This window comes from Mucilaginibacter sp. 22184 (assembly GCF_052045695.1).
In the GTDB taxonomy this organism is placed as follows: Bacteria; Bacteroidota; Bacteroidia; order Sphingobacteriales; family Sphingobacteriaceae; genus Mucilaginibacter.
This window is the reverse complement of the sequence record NZ_JBQEPI010000001.1, coordinates 910,334-934,350: the sequence shown is the minus strand read 5'-3', so window position 1 is coordinate 934,350 and position 24,017 is coordinate 910,334. Positions and strand designations below refer to the sequence as shown.

At 41.2% G+C, this 24,017-nt stretch carries 27 protein-coding genes; 17 read left to right on the top strand and 10 right to left on the bottom strand.

Annotation, left to right across the window (positions count from 1 at the left end; all coding sequences use genetic code 11):
* Positions 1 to 95: 95 nt before the first annotated feature.
* Positions 96 to 626, bottom strand: a complete 531-nt coding sequence (locus tag ACTJKG_RS04005) for a 30S ribosomal protein S16 (RefSeq protein WP_440738425.1) — start codon at positions 624 to 626, stop codon at positions 96 to 98.
* Positions 627 to 781: 155 nt separating this feature from the next.
* Between ACTJKG_RS04005 and ACTJKG_RS04000 the strand changes: the two genes are divergently transcribed.
* Both ACTJKG_RS04000 and ACTJKG_RS03995 read left to right on the top strand, forming a co-directional pair.
* Positions 782 to 1,324: a 5' nucleotidase, NT5C type gene (locus ACTJKG_RS04000; RefSeq protein ID WP_440738424.1), complete on the top strand. Its 543-nt coding sequence runs from the start codon at positions 782 to 784 to the stop codon at positions 1,322 to 1,324.
* Positions 1,325 to 1,391: 67 nt separating this feature from the next.
* The gene (locus ACTJKG_RS03995) at positions 1,392 to 3,110 is read left to right on the top strand and encodes a PAS domain S-box protein (RefSeq protein WP_440738423.1); all 1,719 of its coding nucleotides are present in this window, start codon (positions 1,392 to 1,394) and stop codon (positions 3,108 to 3,110) included.
* 16 nt (positions 3,111 to 3,126) lie between these two features.
* Here ACTJKG_RS03995 and pfkA read toward each other — a convergent pair whose 3' ends face one another.
* The 4 genes from pfkA to ACTJKG_RS03975 all read right to left on the bottom strand — a co-directional run bounded on the left by pfkA (position 3,127) and on the right by ACTJKG_RS03975 (position 7,256).
* Positions 3,127 to 4,104, bottom strand: a complete 978-nt coding sequence (pfkA, locus tag ACTJKG_RS03990) for a 6-phosphofructokinase (RefSeq protein WP_172334133.1) — start codon at positions 4,102 to 4,104, stop codon at positions 3,127 to 3,129.
* Positions 4,105 to 4,251: 147 nt separating this feature from the next.
* Positions 4,252 to 6,006, bottom strand: coding sequence for a protein-disulfide reductase DsbD family protein (locus ACTJKG_RS03985; protein ID WP_440738422.1), 1,755 nt, complete (start codon positions 6,004 to 6,006; stop codon positions 4,252 to 4,254).
* A gap of 22 nt (positions 6,007 to 6,028) precedes the next feature.
* The gene (locus ACTJKG_RS03980) at positions 6,029 to 6,481 is read right to left on the bottom strand and encodes a protein-disulfide reductase DsbD domain-containing protein (RefSeq protein WP_172334135.1); all 453 of its coding nucleotides are present in this window, start codon (positions 6,479 to 6,481) and stop codon (positions 6,029 to 6,031) included.
* Positions 6,482 to 6,485: 4 nt separating this feature from the next.
* A complete protein-coding gene (locus ACTJKG_RS03975) occupies positions 6,486 to 7,256 on the bottom strand; it encodes a biotin--[acetyl-CoA-carboxylase] ligase (RefSeq protein WP_172334136.1) in 771 nt (256 codons plus the stop codon).
* Positions 7,257 to 7,303: 47 nt separating this feature from the next.
* Between ACTJKG_RS03975 and rsfS the strand changes: the two genes are divergently transcribed.
* The 9 genes from rsfS to ACTJKG_RS03930 all read left to right on the top strand — a co-directional run bounded on the left by rsfS (position 7,304) and on the right by ACTJKG_RS03930 (position 15,350).
* The gene (rsfS, locus tag ACTJKG_RS03970) at positions 7,304 to 7,678 is read left to right on the top strand and encodes a ribosome silencing factor (RefSeq protein WP_172334137.1); all 375 of its coding nucleotides are present in this window, start codon (positions 7,304 to 7,306) and stop codon (positions 7,676 to 7,678) included.
* A gap of 94 nt (positions 7,679 to 7,772) precedes the next feature.
* The gene (gene ftsH, locus ACTJKG_RS03965; RefSeq protein WP_172334138.1) at positions 7,773 to 9,875 is read left to right on the top strand and encodes an ATP-dependent zinc metalloprotease FtsH; all 2,103 of its coding nucleotides are present in this window, start codon (positions 7,773 to 7,775) and stop codon (positions 9,873 to 9,875) included.
* Positions 9,876 to 9,930: 55 nt separating this feature from the next.
* The gene (locus ACTJKG_RS03960) at positions 9,931 to 10,581 is read left to right on the top strand and encodes a LutC/YkgG family protein (protein WP_172334139.1); all 651 of its coding nucleotides are present in this window, start codon (positions 9,931 to 9,933) and stop codon (positions 10,579 to 10,581) included.
* Between the two features lie 343 nt (positions 10,582 to 10,924).
* Positions 10,925 to 11,434 (top strand): hypothetical protein, encoded by a 510-nt coding sequence (locus tag ACTJKG_RS03955; protein ID WP_440738421.1) that lies wholly within the window; start codon positions 10,925 to 10,927, stop codon positions 11,432 to 11,434.
* 227 nt (positions 11,435 to 11,661) lie between these two features.
* Positions 11,662 to 12,027: a hypothetical protein gene (locus ACTJKG_RS03950; RefSeq protein WP_172334141.1), complete on the top strand. Its 366-nt coding sequence runs from the start codon at positions 11,662 to 11,664 to the stop codon at positions 12,025 to 12,027.
* A gap of 65 nt (positions 12,028 to 12,092) precedes the next feature.
* Positions 12,093 to 12,758 carry a hypothetical protein gene (locus ACTJKG_RS03945; RefSeq protein ID WP_440738420.1) on the top strand — a complete coding sequence of 222 codons (666 nt, stop codon included), beginning with the start codon at positions 12,093 to 12,095 and terminating at the stop codon, positions 12,756 to 12,758.
* 51 nt (positions 12,759 to 12,809) lie between these two features.
* Positions 12,810 to 13,640 (top strand): sensor histidine kinase, encoded by an 831-nt coding sequence (locus tag ACTJKG_RS03940; RefSeq protein ID WP_172334142.1) that lies wholly within the window; start codon positions 12,810 to 12,812, stop codon positions 13,638 to 13,640.
* Positions 13,606 to 14,250, top strand: a complete 645-nt coding sequence (locus tag ACTJKG_RS03935) for a response regulator transcription factor (RefSeq protein WP_172334143.1) — start codon at positions 13,606 to 13,608, stop codon at positions 14,248 to 14,250. The genes ACTJKG_RS03940 and ACTJKG_RS03935 overlap by 35 nt, the downstream gene beginning before the upstream one ends.
* A 29-nt stretch (positions 14,251 to 14,279) precedes the next feature.
* Entirely contained in the window at positions 14,280 to 15,350 is a 1,071-nt protein-coding gene (locus tag ACTJKG_RS03930; protein ID WP_172334144.1) for a PA0069 family radical SAM protein, read from the top strand.
* On the opposite strand, the gene ACTJKG_RS03925 is transcribed toward ACTJKG_RS03930, so the two are convergent.
* From ACTJKG_RS03925 to ACTJKG_RS03905, 5 genes are all read right to left on the bottom strand, one after another.
* The gene (locus tag ACTJKG_RS03925) at positions 15,347 to 15,721 is read right to left on the bottom strand and encodes a DUF2809 domain-containing protein (protein ID WP_440738419.1); all 375 of its coding nucleotides are present in this window, start codon (positions 15,719 to 15,721) and stop codon (positions 15,347 to 15,349) included. The genes ACTJKG_RS03930 and ACTJKG_RS03925 overlap by 4 nt on opposite strands.
* A complete protein-coding gene (locus tag ACTJKG_RS03920; RefSeq protein WP_440738418.1) occupies positions 15,721 to 16,167 on the bottom strand; it encodes a DinB family protein in 447 nt (148 codons plus the stop codon). The genes ACTJKG_RS03925 and ACTJKG_RS03920 overlap by 1 nt, the downstream gene beginning before the upstream one ends.
* A 99-nt stretch (positions 16,168 to 16,266) precedes the next feature.
* Positions 16,267 to 17,010: a zinc ribbon domain-containing protein gene (locus ACTJKG_RS03915; protein WP_172334147.1), complete on the bottom strand. Its 744-nt coding sequence runs from the start codon at positions 17,008 to 17,010 to the stop codon at positions 16,267 to 16,269.
* Positions 17,010 to 18,107, bottom strand: coding sequence for a Nif3-like dinuclear metal center hexameric protein (locus tag ACTJKG_RS03910; protein ID WP_440738417.1), 1,098 nt, complete (start codon positions 18,105 to 18,107; stop codon positions 17,010 to 17,012). The genes ACTJKG_RS03915 and ACTJKG_RS03910 overlap by 1 nt, the downstream gene beginning before the upstream one ends.
* A 32-nt stretch (positions 18,108 to 18,139) precedes the next feature.
* Positions 18,140 to 18,508 (bottom strand): TM2 domain-containing protein, encoded by a 369-nt coding sequence (locus ACTJKG_RS03905; RefSeq protein WP_440738416.1) that lies wholly within the window; start codon positions 18,506 to 18,508, stop codon positions 18,140 to 18,142.
* A gap of 206 nt (positions 18,509 to 18,714) precedes the next feature.
* Here ACTJKG_RS03905 and ACTJKG_RS03900 point away from each other — a divergent pair, with 206 nt between their 5' ends.
* From ACTJKG_RS03900 to ACTJKG_RS03875, 6 genes are all read left to right on the top strand, one after another.
* Positions 18,715 to 19,383, top strand: a complete 669-nt coding sequence (locus ACTJKG_RS03900) for a family 16 glycoside hydrolase (RefSeq protein ID WP_440738415.1) — start codon at positions 18,715 to 18,717, stop codon at positions 19,381 to 19,383.
* A 59-nt stretch (positions 19,384 to 19,442) separates the two neighbouring features.
* Positions 19,443 to 20,525 (top strand): NAD-dependent epimerase/dehydratase family protein, encoded by a 1,083-nt coding sequence (locus ACTJKG_RS03895; RefSeq protein WP_440738414.1) that lies wholly within the window; start codon positions 19,443 to 19,445, stop codon positions 20,523 to 20,525.
* Positions 20,513 to 21,304 (top strand): SDR family NAD(P)-dependent oxidoreductase, encoded by a 792-nt coding sequence (locus ACTJKG_RS03890; protein ID WP_440738413.1) that lies wholly within the window; start codon positions 20,513 to 20,515, stop codon positions 21,302 to 21,304. The genes ACTJKG_RS03895 and ACTJKG_RS03890 overlap by 13 nt, the downstream gene beginning before the upstream one ends.
* 7 nt (positions 21,305 to 21,311) lie before the next feature.
* Entirely contained in the window at positions 21,312 to 21,587 is a 276-nt protein-coding gene (locus tag ACTJKG_RS03885; RefSeq protein WP_172334153.1) for a hypothetical protein, read from the top strand.
* Between the two features lie 111 nt (positions 21,588 to 21,698).
* Positions 21,699 to 22,133, top strand: coding sequence for a VOC family protein (locus tag ACTJKG_RS03880; protein ID WP_440738412.1), 435 nt, complete (start codon positions 21,699 to 21,701; stop codon positions 22,131 to 22,133).
* A 188-nt stretch (positions 22,134 to 22,321) separates the two neighbouring features.
* Positions 22,322 to 23,980 (top strand): glutamine--tRNA ligase/YqeY domain fusion protein, encoded by a 1,659-nt coding sequence (locus tag ACTJKG_RS03875; RefSeq protein ID WP_172334155.1) that lies wholly within the window; start codon positions 22,322 to 22,324, stop codon positions 23,978 to 23,980.
* Positions 23,981 to 24,017: the final 37 nt, after the last annotated feature.

Sequence of the window (24,017 nt, the reverse complement as noted above, 5' to 3'; positions counted from 1 at the left end):
AAAATAGCTTTTAAAAACAAAGGCGAAGCTGTTTTGCTTCGCCTTTGATGAGAATTGAGAAGTCGGACTTTAAATTCCTTACTTCTTCAAAAAAATTATTCTGCGCTTTCAGCAGCGTCTGTTTCAGCAGCAGCTTCTTCGGCCGGAGCTTCTTCTTCTTCTGCAACAGGAGCGTTTTTAGCAGCAATAGCAGCAGCTTTTTCTTCTTTCTTTTTAGCTTCAGCAGCCAAAGCAGCTTTACGCGCTTCGTCTTTTGCTGATAGTAAGCTGGTTTTTTTGCCAGTGATCTTACCTTCTTTTTGCTCAGTCCATTCTGCAAATTTAGCTGCAGCTTGTTCTTCGGTTAAAGCGCCTTTTTTAACACCACCTTCTAAGTGTTTTTTGTAAAGCACACCTTTGTATGAAAGGATAGCACGACAAGTATCTGTTGGCTGGGCACCAGTGTTAACCCATTCTAAAGTTTTGTCGAAGTTAATGTCGATAGTTGCAGGATTAGTGTTTGGGTTGTATGAACCTAAACGCTCAATGAAACGACCGTCGCGTGGAGCGCGGGCATCTGCTACTACGATGTAGTAAAAAGGTTTGCCTTTTTTACCGTGTCTTTGCAGTCTGATCTTAGTTGCCATTTTTTCTTTTTATGTATTCAACATGTCCCCGGAGTACTTTCTGCGGGGATGCAAAGGTATAAATTATTTGTAATAATTTAAAACCCTTGTAATTAATTATTTATTTAGCCCGAACAAGTTATGGTGTAATTGAAAAAAATCGCAATTTCAGGCCCATGAGCTTAAACAGAAAACTACGCATAGCTATTGATATGGACGAGGTAATGGCAGATACCATTGCCAAATTTATTACCCTGTATGATGAACGGCATCAAACTAAAATATCGCTGGGCGATATGCATGGTAAAGAGTTTAGGGAGATACTCCCACCCCATCTGAGCGCCTCCCTCAGGGAATACATCAACGAAAGGGGCTTTTTCCGTGATCTGCCGGTGATGCCAGACTGCCAGGAAGTGGTGAAAGCATTACATGAAAAGTACGATGTGTACATTGCTTCGGCTGCCATGGAATTTAAGTACTCATTGGAAGATAAGCTGGATTGGCTTAATGAACACTTCCCTTTTATTTCCTGGACAAATATTATTTTTTGCGGTCACAAGATTTTGGACGTTGACATCATGATTGATGACCGCATCAAAAATTTTGTCACCTTCAAAGGCCGCAAGCTATTATTTACCTCGCCACATAATCTTTTGATCACCGATTTTGAACGTGTAAACAGCTGGAATGAGGTTGCAACTAAATTATTACGTGAATAAGATGAACAAGTTGTGAAATAAATATCCTATATTTAATTGGTAGCCCCCCTTACCATTAATTTATAGTATGTTAAACCATACAACTATTAACGCCGTTGATTGCGTACTGGCTTATGATACCCATGAGCAAAAGTACCTGTTTATAGGGCCTGGCATAGATACCATTTTGGGTATAACTGCTCAGGAGCTCTATCAAAATAATGACGCATGGGATCAACTGATCCCCAAAAAGCATCTTGCGGGCATAAAATCCCTCGTTAATAATCTCGCAGAGAACAACAGCATTGAGTTAAGTTATCAGATAACTACCCCTCAACAAATCATTAAAAGTATTACCGATAAAAAAAGTCTCATTACCGATGAGGCTACCGGGCACAAGATACTATTAAGCACCATTAAAGAAACACCGGCAAAACCGATCTGCATTACCGCAGCATCAACCGGCGCCGAACATAGTCAGCAGTTCCTAAATTCACTTATTGATTCACAAACTAGTTTTTTGATCCGAATAAACACTGATGGAAATTATACTTTTGTTAATAAACAATATTTAAAAACCCTAGGATATAAAGCCAAAGATGTTTTAGGTCAGCATTTTTCGATAACAAGCTTACCCGAAGAATCCCATCTTTGCGAGACTGCTTTTATGGAATGTCTCAATAATCCGGGTAAGGTTGTTCGCTTATTGCACAAAAAACCCGATGTGCACGGCAATCTGCATGATACCGAATGGGAACTGATATCTATAGTTAATGAAACCGGCCAGGTGTGCGAGATACAGGGAATTGGCCACGATGTAACGGAGAAGATCAAGATAGAAGCTGAGATCAGGGACACCGCTCAAAAGCTGGATACTTTTATTGAAAGCATTACTGATTCGTTTTTTATTATTGATAACGAATGGCGGTTTGTACGCGTGAATGCCGCGTTTGAAAAAGTATGGGGAAAGCCCCGTGCACAGTTATTGGGTAAAACAATATGGGATCTGTTTCCTGAGCTCATTAATACTCCTTTTGAAACCGCGTATCGTGAAGCGCGAACCAAACAGGAAAGCGTAAAGTTTATGGTACATTTTGCCCCATTGAATAAATGGTTCCGTACGGCAGTTTACCCATCTGCCAAGGGCTTAACCGTATTTGCCAAGAATGTTACTTATGAGATGCGTGCGCAGGAAGATGCACTGTGGACCAAAAACAACCTGGAAGCGCTGATCAATAATACAAATGATAAAATATGGTCGGTAGATACAGAAAGCCGCTATGTTTATATGAACAATGCCTATATCGCGCAAATAAAGGCTATGACAGGCGTATATCCGCAAAAAGGGGAATATTCTTATAAAGACATGGGCTTTCCGCAGGAGGTTATTGACGAGTGGAGCGCCTATTATCAGCGGGCATTAAATGGCGAAAATTATACCCTTGTTTTAGAAAGCGTTGATGATGAAGCCAAAAATCCTGCCTTCTACGAGGTAAACTTTAACCCTATTTTTGCTTCAAACGGCGAGATCAAAGGTGTTGGCTGTTTTGCCCATGACATATCAGAGCGGCTTAAAATAGAACAAGAACTGCTGAGCCAAAATAAACGTATGCGCAACATAGCCTCGCTGAGCTCCCATGAGTTAAGAAGACCTGTTGCCAGCATGCTGGGGCTCATTAATATTATCGACAGGGAAAACCCCAACAACCCCGAGAACAAACAAATTATTGATTATCTGCAAATTGTAAGCACCGAAATAGACGATGTAATACGCCTCATAGTTGATCACACTTTCACGGGAAAATAACCGCGAAGGCTAAAACTTACATAGACAGTATTTCAACCAGTTTTAACAGGTTGGGATTGATCTCGATGTGGTGTTTAATGGCGTGCTCAAATGGAGTATAGGCTATCTCGTTATGAATAATACCTATCATTTCATTACGGTGCCCGTCTCTTAAAGCCTCAACTGCAGCAGCTCCTACACGGCTGGCCAATACCCTGTCCATACAACTTGGCGCGCCACCACGTTGTATGTGTCCTAATATAGAGATGCGGGTATCATAATGCGGAAATTTTTCCTGAACCAGGCGGCCAACCTCAAAAGCACCACCGGCTTCTTCACCTTCGGCTACAATAACAATCCTGGAGGTCTTATCTTTCCGGCCATGTTCAAGCCGATTAAATAACCCTTCCATTCCACCCTTACTTTCGGGGATAAGTATAGCTTCGGCACCGGCAGCAATACCCGTGCGCAGGGCGATCAGACCAGAGTCGCGGCCCATTACTTCAACAATAAATAAACGGTCGTGTGATTCGGCGGTATCTCTGATCTTATCCACCGCTTCAACAACCGTATTAATGGCTGTATCATAACCAATGGTGAAATCGGTTCCCAGCAAATCATTATCAATAGTACCGGGTAAACCAATTACCGGAATATCGTATTCACTGCCAAATACTTTTGCACCGGTAAAAGTACCATCGCCCCCAATAGCCACCAGGGCATCAACATTATGTTTTTGTAACTGATCGAATGCTTGTTTGCGCCCCTCAGGCGTTCTGAAATTGTCACAGCGCGCTGTTTTCAGAATAGTACCTCCGCGTTGTATAATATTGGAAACCGATTTGCGATTCATGGGTATAAAATCGCCCTTGGTCATGCCGTCATAACCCCGGCGAATGCCCGTTACTTCAATACCATAGTATATGGCCGTACGTACAACCGCCCTGATGGCAGCATTCATTCCCGGCGCGTCGCCACCTGAAGTAAAAAGTCCGATATTTTTAATCTGCGTCATTTTTTATCCTGATACGGGCATTAGGGGCCCTACCTTTAAAAAATTGAATAATTTAAATTTGAGTGCTTTTAAAGTAGCCTTTAAATAAAAACGCGGCTAAGCTTTAAAACTTGCCGCGAATTTACATTTTATTTTTTAACGCCGTGCCTACTTTTTGAAAGCTGCTATGCCGCTATCTAAAAATTTAGTATAACTGGCTATATCGTAATCGGCCGGAGAAGTTGGGATATCCTTACCTGTGGCATCTTTTAAAAAGTTGCCATCGCTATCCAACATCACGTATAAAGGCTGGGAGTTAGAGTTAAAACGACTGGCCTCCAAATCACTCCACTTACCTCCAAGTGTAGTTATTTTTTTGCCACTATAGGTTGATACAAACTGGTCTTTTACATCCAAAGAGGCTTTATCATCAACAACCAATTGAAGCAGTACAAAATCATCGCGCAATCGCTTGAAAACTCCCGGATCCGACCAAACATTGGCTTCCATTTTACGGCAATTTACGCAGTTAAATCCGGTGAAGTCAATCAAGATAGGTTTATGTGTAGCCTTTGACACTTGTAAAGCCTGGTCATAATCATACCATGAATCAAGCCCACGGGTTTTTATCCGGGTATAATTGTTAGCATATTTCTTTTCACCAATGCTCGCAGGTATAACAGCTGCGGGAGCTGAAGAAGGCGCTGCGGCACCACCCGGAATACTTGATAAGTTAAAATCCTGCGTTGCCTCAGGAGGCAGAAATGCGCTTATAGATTTTAAAGGAGCACCCCATAAACCCGGTATCATATAAATTACAAACGCAAATACAACGATAGCCAAAAAGGCGCGCGGGATAGAAAGATAAGATACATCACTGTCATGCGAAAACTTGATCTTACCAATAAGATAAAGCCCCATCAACAAACCAATGGCAATCCATAGCGACAAAAATATTTCCCTGTCGAACCAGTTCCAGTGATAAGCCAAATCAACATTTGATAAAAACTTAAGCGCGAAAGCCAATTCCAGAAAACCCAAAACTACTTTTACACTATTGAGCCAGCCCCCTGATTTTGGCAGGCTTTTTAACGCTGAAGGAAACAATGCAAATATGGTGAATGGCAGGGCCAGTGCTAATGCAAAACCAAACATACCAATAGCTGGACCCAGTCTGTCGCCTTTGGAAGCTGCATCAACCAGCAGGGTGCCAATAATTGGCCCGGTGCATGAAAAAGATACCACTACCAGGGTTGATGCCATAAAGAATATGCCGGCAAGGCCTCCCTTATCTGCATTTGCATCCAGCTTATTAGCCAGTGAACTTGGCAACGTAATTTCAAACGCGCCCAGGAACGACATACCAAATACAATAAGCAGTAAGAAGAAAAATATGTTGAATATACCGTTAGTTGCCAGCTGATTAAGTGCATCGGAGCCAAAAATAATAGAGATCAGCAAACCCAGGGTTACATAAATAATAATGATGGAAACCCCATAAATAAGTGATTGACCAATAGCTTTTTGGCGGCTACCGCTTTTTTTGGTAAAAAAGCTTACTGTTAATGGTAGTAATGGGTATATACAAGGCAATATTACAGCAGTAAACCCGCCTAGCAGACCAAATATAAATATCTGCCAAAGCGTTTTTGGTTTTTCTGTTGATGGCGCTTTTTGTGATTGCGTCTTTTGCTTTGCCGCAGCCTGTGTTTTCGCTGCCGAGTCGGCAGCTTTTTTCCTGATCGCTATGCTATCGGCAGCAGTAGGAATATCCGTAAACTGAACATCTGTAGTTGATACGGTATCCGCTTTACTTTTTTGTACGGCTAAGGCTGGTGCAGAGCCTACGGAACAAAAAATGGCCAGTACCATCAATGTAGCCAGTATAACGCGTAAATAAACGCCCTTTTTTAATAGTTTCATTGCTATCTTCCTTAAGGTAAAATTACTTGCCTAAAGGAATAGTGAAGTCAACATCTTCTGGTGGAAGACATTTTTTGTCGTTACAGGTCATGTACGTGAGCTTGCCGGTTACGCTGGCCACTGATGCTGATTTAAGACTTATTTTTTGTTGAAAAACCACTTCTTTTTCAAAGTAGCTTACATTCATACTAAAAGCTTTCTCGAATTTGGTTACCGGGGTTGGCTCTGATGGTTTGCCCACCGGAGCGTACAGTTTTGAAGGTGTAAATTCAAATGAAGTTTTTATTGGACCGCCATCTTTAACATTAAGGGAGTAAATATGCCAGCTGGGTTGAATAGTAGCTTTTAAAAATACAACAGCTTCTTTATCATTCAACTTTTTTGCCGCGTATGACCATCTTACAGGCGTTTCGATCTGGGCATAAGCCCCTGCGCATAGCACTAATGCAACAATTACCAACAGTACTTTCTTCATTTAATTATTTATTTAAAAATTCAATTTGTTTTAAACTAAACTCTTGTTGCCCGTTATTATTTTCAACAACCAGCATTCCATTTTCTTTTACGTTTTTTATAACTCCTTCAAAAACCTGGTCGTTTGACCTGAAGGGCTTTGCTTCGTTTAACCAATATAGTCGGGATAAATAAGTATTTCTTACAAACAAAAATTTACCCGCCCTTAAATTAAGGTAATATGCTTCAATATGACTGCAAATTTCTGACAATATTGTTTTTAAATCATAATCCCTGTGTAAGATTTGCTTGAGGGAGATGGCGTTGCCAGCCCCAGATTCAAAATTCTCCTGGTTAATATTAAGCCCAATACCAATAATAGCATCCTTGATATGGGTACCCTGTATGTGTGTTTCTATGAGTATACCGCCCAATTTCCGGTCGCCATAATATATATCATTGGGCCATTTTATTTTAAGTTCATCGCCAAGGTACGGATACAAACCCTCGTAAACACCCAAGCTTATAACCCGGTTCAGGTCAAACTGATCGCTCACAGCCAGAAACGCCGGTGTCAGTAAAATACTGAAAGTAAGGTTTTTTCCGGGCTCACTATGCCACTTATTTTGCTGCTGGCCTCTGCCTGCATATTGGCTTTCTGCCATAATGACCGTACCTTCGGGCAATGGCTTGGAATTTGACAGTAAAGTTTTAAGGAATGTGTTAGTTGAGTCAACTTGTTGAATTGTTACTAAATTTTGACCAACAAATAATGCCGAAAATATGTTATTTTGCAAAGTATAATAATTTTTAACCCAAGAACGTTCAAAACTAATTCTTTTTGATGGTAAAAAACAAAGTGTTAAATCAATCGGCCTATATTTCTGAGCTGGCCATACATGGCATACAGGAAAAAAAGGGGAATGATATTATAAGGTTAGACCTCCGGAATATATTGGGCTCGGTATCGGATTATTTTGTGATCTGCCATGCCGATTCATCAACACAGGTAAAAGCTATTGCCAATAGTATTGAAGAAGAAATTTTTAAAGCTACGCAACAGGAACCCTGGCGCAAGGAGGGACTTGAATATGCAGAATGGATACTACTTGATTATGTGGACGTTGTAGTTCATGTTTTCAGAACCGACAAACGTGAGTTTTACGGCGTGGAAGATCTGTGGGGTGATGCCGAGATTAAATATTACAAAAGTGCTTAAACTTTCGTCACAATTACCCTCCGGTTTGAGTCATGGTACTAAACCTTTGTAAATTTTAAATTATAGATTGTAAGTTTGAGCTCGTAATAAAGAAATGAAAGATATTAAAGATAATAAATCAGAAAGTCCGAAACCTATCAGGAAAATACTTAATAAAAAAACACCGCCTAAACCACCCAAGTTTAATATTATGTGGCTTTATGGCATTGTTATTTTAGCGTTTTTATTGGTGCCTACCCTTTTGAGCGGCGGTTCGGGTACCCCTACTACCTTTAAAGATGTGGAAGGCATGCTTAAGCAAAATGATGTTGAAAAACTGATAGCTTATAAAAGCGGCGACCTGGTAACAGCCGAAGTTTACATCAAAAAAGAAAGTTTAAACAAACCACAATATGCCAAAGCCGGCAAAGACCAGCGTTTGTTTAACACCACAAATAATGGCCCTCAATACACTTTTACCGATGCATCATACGAAAGCCTAAAGCAATCTGTAGCGAATGCACAGAAAGACATGCCGGAGGATCAAAAAATAAATATTCAATACGAGCAAGGGCATGAGAGCTTTTTATCAAACTGGTTGGTACAAGGTGTTATCATGGTTATCCTGTTTGCTGGTGTATGGATATTTATTATGCGCCGCATGTCAGGTGGTTCAGGAGGCGGCCCGGGTGGTCAAATATTTAATATCGGCAAATCAAAAGCTACTCTTTTTGATAAAGAAGCACAGGTATCGGTAACATTTAATGATGTAGCCGGCCTCGAAGAAGCAAAGCAAGAGGTAATGGAAATTGTAGATTTCCTTAAAAACCCCAAAAAATACACTAACCTGGGTGGTAAAATACCCAAAGGAGCCCTGTTGGTAGGTTCACCAGGTACAGGTAAAACATTATTGGCCAAGGCCGTTGCCGGCGAAGCACAGGTTCCGTTCTTCTCGCTTTCAGGGTCTGATTTTGTGGAGATGTTTGTAGGTGTGGGTGCTTCACGTGTACGTGATTTATTCCGCCAGGCAAAAGATAAAGCTCCATGTATCATATTTATTGACGAGATTGATGCTATTGGCCGCGCCCGCGGTAAAAACAATATTGTTGGTGGTAATGATGAACGCGAAAACACGCTGAACCAGTTATTGGTAGAGATGGATGGTTTCGGTACCGATTCGGGCATTATTATCCTTGCTGCAACCAACCGCCCTGATGTATTGGATTCGGCGCTGTTACGCCCGGGCCGTTTCGACAGGCAGGTATCTATTGATAAGCCTGATTTGATCGGTCGAGAGCAGATCTTCAAAGTTCACCTGAAACCTATCAAATTATCTGATGGCGTTGACGCGAAAAAATTATCGGCACAAACCCCAGGCTTTGCCGGTGCAGAAATAGCTAACGTTTGTAACGAAGCCGCTTTGATAGCCGCCCGTAAAAATAAAGAATCGGTTGATATGGCCGATTTCCAGGATGCTATTGATCGTGTTATCGGTGGTTTGGAAAAGAAAAACAAGATCATATCGCCCGAAGAAAAACGCATTGTTGCTTACCACGAAGCTGGTCACGCTATTGCTGGCTGGTTCTTGGAACATGCCGACCCATTGGTTAAAGTATCTATCGTTCCGCGTGGTGTGGCAGCATTGGGTTATGCTCAATATCTGCCAAAAGAGCAGTTTTTATACACTACCGAACAATTGCTTGATGAGATGAGCGTTTCGATGGGTGGTCGTGTTGCCGAGGACATTGTTTTTGGCAGGATATCAACCGGCGCCCTAAGCGATCTGGAACGTATTACCAAACTGGCTTATGCCATGACCAAAATCTACGGTATGAACGGTAGTGTAGGTAATGTATCCTTCTACGACCCGCAAGGCGAATATCAGTTTAACAAGCCTTATTCTGATACTACTGCCGAGATGATCGACAACGAAGTGCGTAAACTGGTTGACGAGGTTTATCAGAAAACCAAAGATTTGTTGAATAACAAACGCGATGGACTTGAAAAAATAGCTCAGAAATTGTTAGAGAAAGAAGTACTGTTTCAATCAGATCTGGAAGAGATATTGGGTAAGCGGCCATTTGACGAACGTACCACTTACGATAAGTTTGTGAACGGCGAGGCTGCGCTAAACCCCGATGTGGATAACAATGCCATTCCGGATAACTTAACAAATCCGGAGCTTTCCAGAATTGACGGAGAAGATCCAAAGTTTTAATATACATTAATCGTATAAAGCCATCAGCTAAGCTGATGGCTTTGCTGTTTTTACCATGAGGGATATTACCACATCAAAAGAAAAACTGCTTAAAAAGATCCGCAAGGCTCTTCTGGAGAAAAGGGACAACCCCTACCCTCAATTGGAGGACCTGCCGCTTTATGCAGCCGCTGAGGAGATCCCGGAGGTAATGTTTGCCCAACAGTTCACTACCGTTAACGGGCAGTTTGTTTTTTGCGAGGATGAAGTGCAGTTTATTGAAACCTTGCTTACCCTGGCCGAAGAGCGAAACTGGCGCAAAATATATTGCTGGGAACCCGGCTTGCAGGAAATCCTTACCCGTTTTGAATACCCATTTTATGAAACCGACAAAGACTTTGAACAGGCCGACGTTGGTTTTACCTTTTGCGAAGCCCTGATAGCCCGTAATGGAAGCATACTCCTGTCAAACGGCAACATGGCAGGCCGTCGCTTGAGCATTTATCCCCCAGTACACATTGTGTTGGCCTATACCTCCCAAATGGTGCTCGATCTTAAAGATGGCTTTAAGCTGATCAAAAAGAAGTATGATAACCAGCTGCCATCGATGATCAGTAATGTGACCGGCCCAAGCCGCACCGCCGATATCGAAAAAACTCTCGTATTGGGCGCCCACGGCCCCAAAGAACTTTTCGTTTTTTTGCTGGATGACAGCAACTTATCTTAAAATAATATTTTGCCCCTAAAGTATTATTTTGCGATTATAAATTTTATTGATAAGATCAACTACTTGCTTTAAATTTAACTTTCGTAAGGGATAGTACATAAACAATGCTTTAATTTACTTTTCCTCTGTCGTTCTACCACCAAACACATAAATATAATAATATCGATAATAGCGTTTATCTTTACTGCCATCAGTAATATCTATGTTTTATTTATATTTCTTTTTTGAATTATTTGCATTTATAAGTTGCCTGTACGCTTATAAAAACCTAGATAGAAACTTTAAAATTTTTCTCCCGTTTCTCGCATTTGTTGTTGTTTATGAGTTTATAAATATCTTCTTTATGAAGCTAATTTTATTACATCATTCAAATGCCTGGTGCAATAATCTGGAGGGTGTTATCGAACTATTGGTATATGGGCAATTCATGGCATCCTTAGATGAGCGAAAAAAGTACAAAAAGAGGGTGTATATGGCCGTTGCCATTGGCCTGTTTATAACTTTGATTGACATCTTTTTTATTCATAGTTTCTGGACTGTCGCTACCGTAGCCAGTGCATCACAAAGCATTATATTGGCTACCATGGCATTTGTATATATATATAACTTATTTAAACATTCGGACGAATATCCCTATTTGCTCCTTTTCCCGCCATTTTTAGCTGCCGTGGGATTATTGTTGTACTCATTGGCCAATTATTTTTATTTCGCATCATTTGACAACCTATTGGTTAAAAACAATTATCATTTTTATTCGATCGCTCATTTAATCTGCGAAATGGCTTGTTTATTTATATATGTATTTTTAGGCCTTGCGTTTTTATGCTTTACAAAAGTCAAAAAACTATCCTGATATACATTATTTTTCGCCTTATTTTGATTTATATCCGTATAAGGATAATTTCTAAAAAAAACCTATTTTTGAGTAATCCGTATTATTTATGGATTTTGTACTGATCTTATTTACGTTTTTCACCAACCAACCTAAGCTGGCGTTTTCCTCGTATATTATACCCCCTATCAAATTCGGCTGTATTTTATTAAGGAAGAGACAGCTTAATTGAATAAAAACCACAAATAATGGAACCTATCGATTTATCTATCGCCCAAAAAATGGTGGACCACTACGCTGCCACCCGAAAAAAACTGATTGACAAAGAACACAATATCAACGATACGCAGTCTGTCTGGATACCGCTTGATAAATTAAAATCCTTTATCAACAACCTACCCGAGCAGGCTACGGGAGTAAGAATTCATTTTGCCGCTTACGATCATAAAAACGAGCATTCGCCCAATCAAACTACAGCTATATTGATAGGCACCGTTGAAAATCATACTGAACATACCGATGCCATAGAAGATGGCGTTGGGCCATTGGGCACTGAAGATCCAATGGGGCCTTTTAACAATGGCAGAACATGCCCTCCACTTTGCCCATCGTAAGCAATCCTTTAAAATATTTTTGTAAGGCCATATTCGTCAAAAGGCAAATGCTTTAATGTAATCTTATGCTTGATTATATCTATTTTTATTTTGAGCTTTTTGCGTTTTTTGTTTGTTTATACACCTACAAAAAGCTTGATCGTAACTTTAAGGTATTCCTTCCTTTTTTGGCGTTTATCGTAATTTATGAGTTTGCGAACCTTAAATATTGGACGCTATGGCACCATACCAATGCTTGGTGCAGCAATCTGGAAACAATTATTGAAATAGTTATTTACACCCGCTTTATAAGCGCTCTTGATACAAGAAGATCATACAAAAAAAGGGTAAATATTGTGCTTTTCATAATAGTCCTGTTTTCTTTTATAGACATGATCTTTATTCAGGGCTTTTTTATGCTAAACACCATTGCCATAGTACTTCAATACAGCATGCTTACTGTGTTGGTGTGCTTGTATTATTTTAAATTAATTAACAATGTTGATGAAAGCCTCGATATTATACGTCACCCGCCATTTTGGGCCACTGCGGGAATATTATTTTATACGCTTGCTTTTCTGTTTTATTACATAGCTTTCAGTTACATGGCTTACAAACAAAATTATAAGTTCTTTATATTGGCTCAGGTTATACCGAATATTGCTTGTCTTATTTTATATTCGTTACTGTCTGTTGCATTTATATATCAGTATAAAAAAGCAAAATCTATTGCCGCTGTTATAAAAACATAGTAACATCTTTTATCTATATCCAAACCATTAATATGATCAGCCCATTCAAATATGCTGTTTAAGGATGAAGAAATCATTTTATTGATAATTGCAGGCACCGCAATAGTGATGCTGCTGGGGGTTTTTATCGTCAGCTTTTTGTTGCTATACCAACGCAAACAAAATAAAAATGTATTGGAAAAGGAGCAACTGAAATCATCCTTTCAACAGGAATTGCTGAAAACCCGCATGGAAATTCAGGAAGAAACGCTAAATCATATTAGTCGCGAGTTGCATGATAATATTACCCAGGTGCTATCATTTGTAAAACTTAACCTGGGCGTGTTGGGCAGAAACCTGGGCGAACATGAAAAGGCCCGGGTAAATGACAACCGCGAACTTATTGCCCAATCCATAAGTGATCTGCGAAACCTTTCCAAAAGTCTTAGTTTTGAACATATCAGTGTAATGGGCCTCATAAAAACGCTGGAAATAGAAACCGAACGTGTTAACAGAAGTGGTATCATTAACGTATCGTTATTGGTTGATGGTGATTATTACACACTTGGCGAACAGCGGGAGCTGGTATTATTCAGGATCTTTCAGGAGGCCTTAAATAATGCCTTAAAATACGCGCAAGCCGATAACTTTAAAATGAGTTTGTATTATAAGGAGCAAATGTTTAATTTAACCATCGAAGATGACGGTGTTGGTTTTGAGCCTGAATTGCTTAAAGATAAGGGGGGCTCGGGTTTGCGTAACATTGTGAACAGGGCCGCCTTAATAGGAGCCGAAGCAACTATTAATAGTTCACCAGGCAATGGCTGCAGCATTAACCTTTCACTCAACCCCCTCATACAAGAAACTTATGTTAACGGAACCTATTCAAATAGCCCTGGTTGATGATCATCGCCTTTTCAGAAGCGGCATTGCTTCTATGGTGGAGAGCTTTAACCGCTACAACATACTATTTGAAGCCGCGCATGGTAAAGAATTGGTTGACAAAATAGCTTCGGGGTTAGTTCCAGATATTGTTATTCTGGATATTAATATGCCGATAATGGACGGCATTTCAACCGCGCAATGGCTTAAAAAGTTCCAACCATCTATCCGTACTATTATCCTATCCATGTTTGAAGACGCCGAAAAGGTACTCACCATGGTTAAAATGGGTGTAAAAGGGTATCTTCTTAAAGATGCTGAACCACATGAGTTTGAGGCTGCTTTGCTCAAAGTAACAGAAGGAGATCTTTACTATCCGGATTTTGTTACTAAGCATTTATTAAATAATTTCAATAACGATAAAACGGCCGTTGTAAAGTTAAATCCCCGGGAAATTGAATTTTTACGCTTAACCGGAACCGAACTCACCTATAAAGAAATTGCCGACACCATGTGCATCAGCGTGCGTACCGTTGATAGCTATCGCGATCAGCTTTTTGAAAAACTGGGCATTAAGAGCCGCGTTGGCCTGGTATTATACAGCATAAAAAACAAACTGATCGATTTGTGATTTGCTAAAAATATTAGCAAATTTGTTAAATGGAACAGGATGATAATACCGGCTTTTTTAAAGGTCGGGGAGCGCAGCTAAATACCCACAACAAATTTTTAAAGAATAAATATGTCGCCGAGCACATCGAGGGGATCGACGAGCCTTTATTGGAAAATACCGCCACACAGCTTTTTGAGGAAACACCCAAAAAGATAGTAAGTGAATCTAATAGTCCAGATCTGAGCCACATGTATTCTATAAATCCTTACCAGGGTTGCGAACACGGTTGCATTTATTGTTATGCCCGCAACAGTCATGAATATTATGGTTTTAGCGCTGGGCTTGATTTTGAACGCAAGATCATCATCAAACCCAATGCCCCTGAGCTCTTGGAGCAGTATTTTAACAAGAAAAACTATCGGCCGGTATCTATCATGCTTTCGGGCAATACCGATTGTTACCAGCCTGTAGAACGTCGCTTAAAGATCACCCGTGGACTACTGGAGGTTTTTTTGAAGTATAAAAACCCGGTAAGCATCATCACCAAAAACAATGTGATCCTGCGCGATCTGGACATTCTTACCGAACTAGCCTCTATGAAACTGGTGCATGTAAACGTTTCTATTACCTCATTGAATGAGCAGCTGCGTCAAAAACTGGAACCGCGGACCGTGACGGCTACCGGAAGGCTGGCCGTGGTACAGAAACTATCCGAAAAAGGGGTCCCTGTGAGGGTAATGGCAGCTCCTATTATCCCAGGACTTAACAGTAACGAAGTACCCAGCATTATCAAGGCCGCTGCCGACCGGGGCGCGTTGGCCGCAGGATTTACCATTGTACGACTCAATGGCAGTATAGCCGAGATATTCAGCGACTGGATATACAAGGCTTTTCCTGATCGTGCAGAGAAAGTGCTCAACATGATACGCTCATGCCATGACGACAAGTTAAATGATAGCGATTTTGGCCGCCGTATGAGCGGCGAAGGCAAAATAGCACAATCCATCCACCAGATGTTCCGGATGGCCTGCAATCGCTTTATGGCGGGTCGGGAGATGCCCGAATACGACTATACCTTATTTGTGCCCAGGAAAGGTAAACAGACGAGTATGTTTTAGGTTGTACTGTGCTGTTGAATTAACCTATCAATCCAAACACCAAAAACAATTCCAATAGTATAACAGAGCAGATCGCTCCATAAAAATCCTTCGCCCAAAACCAGGCGACCAAACAGCGTGTGCCTTAAATTATTTATCCAGGGCGCTTTATACAATTGACTAAATTCTATGATATAGCAAAACAACAGACTGGTTATAACAATGAGCTTAACAGGCTTATCAATAAACAGAAACCGCATAATAAAGTAAACCATCAAGGCCCAAAGGATATCGCCTATAAATAATGGAATAAAAGAAAAATGACGGGATAGCAGGCCTGAGCTAATGGCGATAACAATGAGACAGGTATATGTTACCCTTAACCTGTCCATTAATTATCCAGTAACCTTCGGTGGTAATTAACCTGCCCCAGGTGATATGACAAATGAGTAGCCAGATGCGTTAAGAAATATCCTGTACTTACTTTTCCATCAGACACATCCTGAGGATATTCATCAGCCGTTTGCTCCTCATTTAGTTTATCAAGCGTTCCAGCTATCATCCGTGAAGTCTCATCTATACGCTTCAAAAGTTCGACTCTTGGAATAGGACCTGATGAAAACTCCAACGGCCGATCGCGGATATAACCCGTTTTGCCCAGTTCTGCCCCGATATAAGTATTCAAATTGCCTATCAGATGCAAGCAAAGATTACCGGCCGTATTGGCAATTTGTTTATCAATAATCCAGATATTTTGCTCCTGCTGATATAACTCCAACTCTGTCTTAAGTTTTTCCAGATCGCGCAGAAATAGTTTTTTCAGGATAGATAGTAACATGGATAATTGTTTATTGGCTATGGCAAGATAGTTAATTATTCAGGTAACAAAAAAGAGCGCCTGATTGGGGCGCCCTTTTTAATATTTATAAACTAACGTTTATGCTTCTTCTGCTTCCAGAGCCATTTGCTCATCAACAAGGATACGTCCGCAATGCTCACAAACAATAATCTTTTTACGCTGACGAATGTCAGACTGACGTTGAGGCGGGATCTGGTTAAAACAACCTGAACATGAATCGCGCTGGATAGTTACCACAGCTAAACCATTTTTTGCGTTTTGACGCAGGCGGTTATAGGCGGTTAATAAACGCTCTTCGATATTTCCGGTAGCTTTTTCTGCCTGGGCAACCAGTTCTGTCTCTTCTTTTTCAGTTTCGGCTGTGATGGTACCTAGTTCTTCTTTTTTAGCATCAAGATCACTCTTGCGCAAATCCAGATCGGCCAGTGCTTTTTCATATATCTGGGTTTTTGAAGTGATCTCAAAACCATACTCGCGTATTTTTTTCTCGCTTACCTGAATATCTAATCCTTGTATCTCAATTTCTTTTGATATGGCATCATACTCACGGTTGTTCTTAACTTCGTTAAGTTGCGCTTCGTATTTTTTGATATTGGCCTGAGCTTCTTTGATCAGGTTTTTGCGGGTTACAATCTCATCTTCTACATCATCCAGCTCGGCTTTGATCTTTTGAATGCGGGTTTCAAGACCAGCAACATCATCTTCCAGATCTGCAACCTCCATTGGCAGTTCACCTCTTACCTGGCGAATTCTATCAATTTTGGTGTGGATGGTTTGTAGTTCGTATAAAGCTTTAAGCTTTTGTTCTACGGTTTGTTCCATTAAATAAAATATTTGACGGGGTTTGTATTTACTTCTGTTAAACGGACGGCAAAGATAGGAAATTTTTTCCTTATTATTTCATACAATAATTGCGCCGTAAATTGTTCACTCTCAAAGTGTCCGATATCTGCGATCACTATCTTTCCTTCAGCATCAAAAAACTCATGATACTTGTAATCAGCAGTGATAAAAACGTCGGCACCTGCCGATATGGCATGCTTTAATAAAAAGCCTCCGGCACCACCACAAACAGCAACTCTTTTCACATGTTTACCGGTTAATGCCGTATGCCTGATCACATGGGTGCGCATCTTATCTTTTACATGAAACAGGAAAGATTCTTCGTTCTGCGGTATCTCCAATTCACCGATCATACCCGCTCCTACCTGCTGATGTTGATTGGTCAACGGAAACAGATCGTAAGCCACCTCTTCATACGGATGAGTCAGCACCAGCGCCATCAGTATTTTACTTTCCAGGTTAGCTGGGTACACAGTCTCGATACGTACCTCATTTTCCTGATGACGACTACCCGGCTCCCCAACATAGGGATTGGTAACCTCGTTACCTTTAAATGTCCCCTTACCTTCGGTATTGAAACTGGTTTCGCTGTAATTACCAATATTTCCAGCTCCGGCAGCAAATAGAGCATCGCGCACGGCATCGGCATGGCTGCCTGGTACAAAAGTTACCAACTTTTTCAACAGGTTATGCTTAGGTAATAAAATGCGGCAGTTCTTCAGCCCCAGGGTATCACAAATACGCTGGTTTACGCCCTCCATGATATTATCCAGGTTGGTATGTATAGCGTAAATGGCAATGCGGCTGCGAATGGCCTTCTCTACTACCCTTTCCACGTATGTTTTGCCGTTAAACTTTTTAAGTCCTTTAAAAACTATGGGATGGTGAGATATGATCACCTGGCAACCAGTGGCAATGGCCTCATCAACCACAGCTTCGGTACAATCAAGAGACAGTAATGCCTGGGTAACTTCCTGTTCGGGGCTTCCCACAATAAGACCCGCGTTATCATAATCTTCCTGGTACACCAAAGGGGCCAGGCTTTCTAAATATGCGGTAAATACAGCTAATTTCATGAATAGATTTTGTAATATGGCCGATTTATCCTTTATTTCTGATTATTCAGAATGGCCATCCGGTGGCTTTCATAAGCCATTTCCTTATTATACTTTAAAGTAAGCGATTTATTGTTCACCAGGTCAACAATAGTACCTATTAAACAAAGACCGGCAGTTAAAAAATAAAGGATACCCATACCTATCTGTCCTAAAACAAAGCGGTGTATTCCAGAAACACCCACTAAACCAAGCAATGTAAAAATGAGTATTTCATTCGCATTCTTGCGTTTACCGCTATAAACCATATAAAAATATTTCTTCTGGTCTTCGCTAAGCTCCCTGGTAGCTTGCTGCAAGAAACCCATTTCTTCGGGGCCCATATCGGCAAAGTTCATGTAGGGATCCTGGTGTATGTTCATACTATTAAGGTTTGTGGTGAGTGCTTTTTCAAAAATAAATATTTTATGATATAAACCTATAAGTTAGCCGCGGTAATTTGCCTGGTCACTTATGAAACTTTATCTGTAAAATTTATAATTGTAATTATGTCACTTTTACCGGGTAAACGCGTCTGTATAAATATATCCACCCTTCGCATTCACTTTAAAACCAACGGCTTCTTAGCATGAATTGTAAAATAATCATAGGCTCTATCATTTTAGCCTTTTTATTAGGATCAACAAGCGCCTTCTGCCAACAGCATACCGTTAGTTATGATCTGTCGAAATTGCTTTCAGCACATCAGCTCAGCATCAGCAACCGGGAGGCTGCCGTATTGCCTAATCATGAAAAAAACGGGATCATGTTATCGGCCAATGATGATGACGGTGTAGCCTTGATCAATGATGTAACTTTTAGCAACGGCATTATTGAGCTGGACATCCGCGGAAAAGATGTGTATCAAAAGAGCTTTTTAGGGGTAGCTTTTCATGCGGAAGATGCCAAAACTCTTGATGCGGTATACTTTCGTCCTTTTAATTTTTTGACAACTGATTCTGTTCGTCATATACACATGGTACAGTATATATCTCATCCGCAATTTCCCTGGTTTGTATTGCGCGATAAATTTAACGCGCAGTATGAAAAAGCAATTACTTCGCCCCCGGATCCCAATCAATGGTTCCACATCCGGATAGAAATAAAATATCCCCAGGTAACGGCTTTTATCAATGGCCAAAAAACACCTTGTTTAAGCATTAAGCAATTGAGCGACCGTAAAAGTGGAAAACTTGGATTATGGGTAGGCGATAGCTCTGACGGTGCATTTGCCAACCTAAAAGTTACTTTTTTTTAAATAGATAAAAATTTACAGCCAGACGTAGGGGTAAATGATTATCCGGGTGTAATACGGGTATGAAAGTATTAGTTACCGGAGCAACTGGTTTTATAGGCAGGCAATTATGCCTCGCATTGGCAACAGCAGGTCACGAGGTAAAGGCTTTATGTCGCGATACAGATCATCCTTACCTTATCACACATCCCAACATTGAACCTGTATTGGGCAATATCCTGTATAAACAAACATTGGCCAGGGCCATGGATGGATGTGAACAGGTTTATCATACCGCCGCCATGGCCAAAATGTGGTGCCGCAACCCCGACGACTATCATGAAACCAATGTTACCGGAACCCGTAACGTACTGGAAACAGCCAAAAGTTGTGATGTAGAAAAAATGGTATATACCTCCACCTGCGGCGTATGGGGGCCAACTATAAAACACCCAATGACCGAAACCGACCCGCGTATAACCGGTTTCCCCATCGCTTACGAACGTACCAAATACCTGGCCGAGTTGGAGGTTTTGCAATTTGTAAAACAAGGCTTGCCTGTTGTTATCGTAAATCCTTCCCGGGTGTATGGTGAAGGACCCATGACCGACAGTAATACTGTTGGTAAAATGGTATCGGGCTATTTAAAAGGAACTTGGCGTTTTATTCCCGGTAATGGAGAACAGGTGGCCAATTATGCTTTTTTAGATGACGTAGTTGCCGGCCATATAGCTGCCATGAGCAAAGGAGTCATGGGCGAACGTTATATTTTGGGTGGCCATGATATCAGCTTTAATACTTTTTTTGAAACATTACAACTACTATCAGGCAAAAAGCTGGACATGGTTCGCATACCACTAAAACTCATACAGTTTTACAGCCAGTTGGAATGGCTCAAAACCAGGCTCACCGGTATTGCCCCTGTATTTTTACCCGAATTTGCCGACCGGCTTAAATACGACCAAAAATATAGCAGCAATAAAGCGATAACCCAATTAGATTACAGGATAACCCCATTTGCCGAAGGTTTGAGCAAAACGGCTAATTATTTAAGAGGATTAAAGAATAATGACCTTGGGATTAAAGACAACGAATCAAGAGACTCTATTAATCCCATACATCAGGGTTCAGAACTCAATCAACCTGCGCAATTATGCAACAACTAACCGCCATTGTAACCGGAGCAAGTGAAGGCCTCGGAAAATCATTTGCTATTGAATTAGCAGGAAGGAATATAAACCTGGTAATGGTTGCTTTACCCGGATCCGGGTTACCAGAACTGGCCTCCTTTATCCGTAAAAACTTCGCGGTGACGGTTCATCATTTAGAGATCGACCTGACACATACCGAAAGCTACGCTGAAATTTTTACCTGGCTAAAAGAGCAGCACATCACAGCGCATCTGCTCATCAACAATGCCGGGCTGGGCAATTGGTCGTGGTTTGAGGATAAAAACATCGCTTTTTATAAAATGCAGATTGAGCTGAATGTGATTACGCCCGTGCTGCTTACCCGCTTGTTTCTAGCCCAGGCCGATGCATCTGTTACCTCTTATATTTTAAATGTGGGCAGTTTAGGTGGTTTGTTCTTGGTGCCGAAGAAGCAGGTTTATGGCGCCACCAAATCATTTATCCGCTACTTTACCAAGTGTTTACAGTTGGAATTGTACGGATCAAACGTAAAACTCAGTCTGCTGAGTCCTGGCGGTATTAATACCAAACCCGAGTTGCTGGTGATGAACAATACCCTGAAAGGAATATCCAAAGCTACCGTATTGGAGCCCGAACAGGTTGCCCGTATAGCCATTGATGGACTGTTGAAAGGCAAAAAAGAGATCATCCCCGGCGTAGTTAACCGCTTACTGGTTTTATTAAACAGTTTACTGCCTGCTTATATAAAAGATAATATTATCAAACGAAGATTAAATACTATTTTAGTATCGTGAATTGAATATGATCCTATCGTTACCAATATACCGACTTATCAAAAATTTGCGCAGCTATTTTAACCGCACCAGCAATACCTGCGAGGTAATTGATGATGAGATCATTATTGTTAACTCGGGCAGTTTGCGTGGATTGATCCTGGAGTTTCATTATAATTTTTGCCAGGTAAAGATCTGCGGGCGTTTTAGCCTTTGTATCGACATTACCCGTGATATTTCTGTAGATGTACTTATGCGGATACTAATGAGCCACAATATTATTTCGAGCCCTCCAGCCCCCTGAAGGAAAAGGTTTTGACTAGCCTATTTTACATTGTTATTGGAAAAAACAGGACAATTTGTTCGCTGCTTCATCTAATAATTAAGGAAACAAAATAAACCAACAATAAAAATCATGCGAGCAATTAATCCCAGGATCAACTTCAATGGCAATGCCGAAGAAGCATTCACTTTTTACAAATCAGTTTTTGGCGGCGAGTTTACAAAAATCATCCGTTTTAAAGACTTATCAGGCCCTGAATTTCACGTAGCCGAAGATGAGGCAAGTAAAATAATGTACATTGGCCTGCCGCTTGGCAAAAACAATGTTTTAATAGCCAACGATATTCCCGGATTCATGGGGCGGGTAAGCGAAAATGAAAACCGTTCTAAAATATATTTGAATGCCGAAAGCCCTGAAGAGGCAGATAAAATATTTAACGGATTATCTGCAGGCGGAGAAGTGGAAGGGCCCATTGGCGACAGCCCATGGGGTACCTATGCCGGAATGTTCAGGGATAAATATGGCATTGAATGGATTGTAGAGTTCGATCCAGGTTATAACGGGTAAGGCAGCCAGCACCCTTTCGTTGGCGCATGTACGTTGTGTGCGCAGAAACTATAATACCAAAAAAGAGGCAGTCCCATTTAAAACAGCCTTTTTTCTCATTTCCTTCCATCAATCTGGTCAAAACTTCCCCCTTCAGAGGGTTAGGGGGCAAATTTTTTGTTACTTTTGTAACTATTGCTATTTTATTTATGAGCGAAGAGAGATCACTGAATTTTTTAGAAGAAATTGTTGAAGAAGATATAGCTGCCGGTAAAAACGGCGGTAGGGTATTAACCCGTTTTCCGCCAGAACCTAATGGTTATTTACACATAGGGCATTCCAAATCCATTTGTTTGAACTTTGGACTGGCACAAAAATACAACGGCAAAACCAACCTCCGTTTTGACGATACCAATCCCACCAAAGAAGAGACTGAATACGTAGACAGCATCAAAGAAGACATCAAATGGCTTGGTTTTGAATGGGCCGAAGAGTTGTATGCTTCTGACTATTTTGACCAGCTATATGAGTTTGCCGTAACCCTGATCAAAAATGATTTGGCTTATGTTGATGACAGCACCGCCGAAGAGATAGCTAAACAAAAAGGAACTCCAACCGAACCCGGTACGCCAAACCAGTACCGTAGCCGTTCTGTTGAAGAAAATCTGCAGTTATTTGCCGATATGAAAGCCGGTAAATATCCGGATGGAGCCAAAGTGCTACGCGCCAAGGTCGACTTGGCATCGCCAAACATGCACCTGCGCGATCCACTGATGTACCGCATTAAACACGCACATCATCACCGCACGGGTGACAAATGGTGTATCTATCCGATGTATGATTTTGCCCATGGCGAATCAGACGCTATCGAAAAGATCACTCATTCTGTTTGTACACTGGAGTTTGTACCACACCGTCCGCTATACGATTGGTTTATTGAAAAGCTCGATCTTTTCCCGTCAAAACAATATGAGTTTGCCCGGTTAAACCTCAACTATACTGTAATGAGCAAGCGTAAGCTGTTGCAATTGGTAGAGGATAAACATGTGGAAGGTTGGGACGATCCGCGGATGCCTACCATTAGTGGCTTGCGCCGCCGTGGTTATACGCCCGCCAGTATCCGTGAGTTTTGCGACCGCATCGGCGTAGCCAAACGCGAAAACATGATCGACGTTGGTTTGCTGGAATTCTGTATCCGCGAGGATCTCAATAAAACCGCCTGGCGCCGCATGGCTGTACTTGACCCGATCAAATGTATCCTGACCAACTACCCGGAAGGTGAAACCGAGATTATGCATGGTGAAAACAATCCCGAGGTTGAGGGTGGCGATGGTAGCCGTGAGTTTCCGTTTAGCCGCGAACTATGGATTGAGCGCGAGGATTTTATGGAAGAGCCACCAAAGAAATTCTTCCGTCTGGGTGTTGGCCTAATGGTACGCCTGAAAAATGCCTATATCATCCGCTGCGACAGCTTTATAAAAGATGCAGATGGAAACGTGACCGAGATCCACTGTACTTATCTGCCCGAGTCAAAATCAGGCAATGATACCAGCGGTATCAACGTAAAAGGCACCATACACTGGGTGAGCGTACCACATGCTAAAACTGCCGAAGTGAGATTGTACGACCGCCTGTTTCAGGTTGAAGATCCATCAAACGAGGATGGTGACTTTAAAGATTACCTGAACCCGAACAGCCTGCAAATATTACCGAAGGCCTATATAGAACCCGATCTGGCCAACGCCACACCAGGTAAAGCCATACAGTTTATGCGTAAAGGCTATTTTACCTTAGACAAATATTCTACTCCAGATCATCTCGTGTTTAACCGCACCGTGACATTGAAAGATGGCTGGGTGAAGAAATAAACGAAGCCCCAGCTCTCTAAAAGGGGGCTTTTGATTG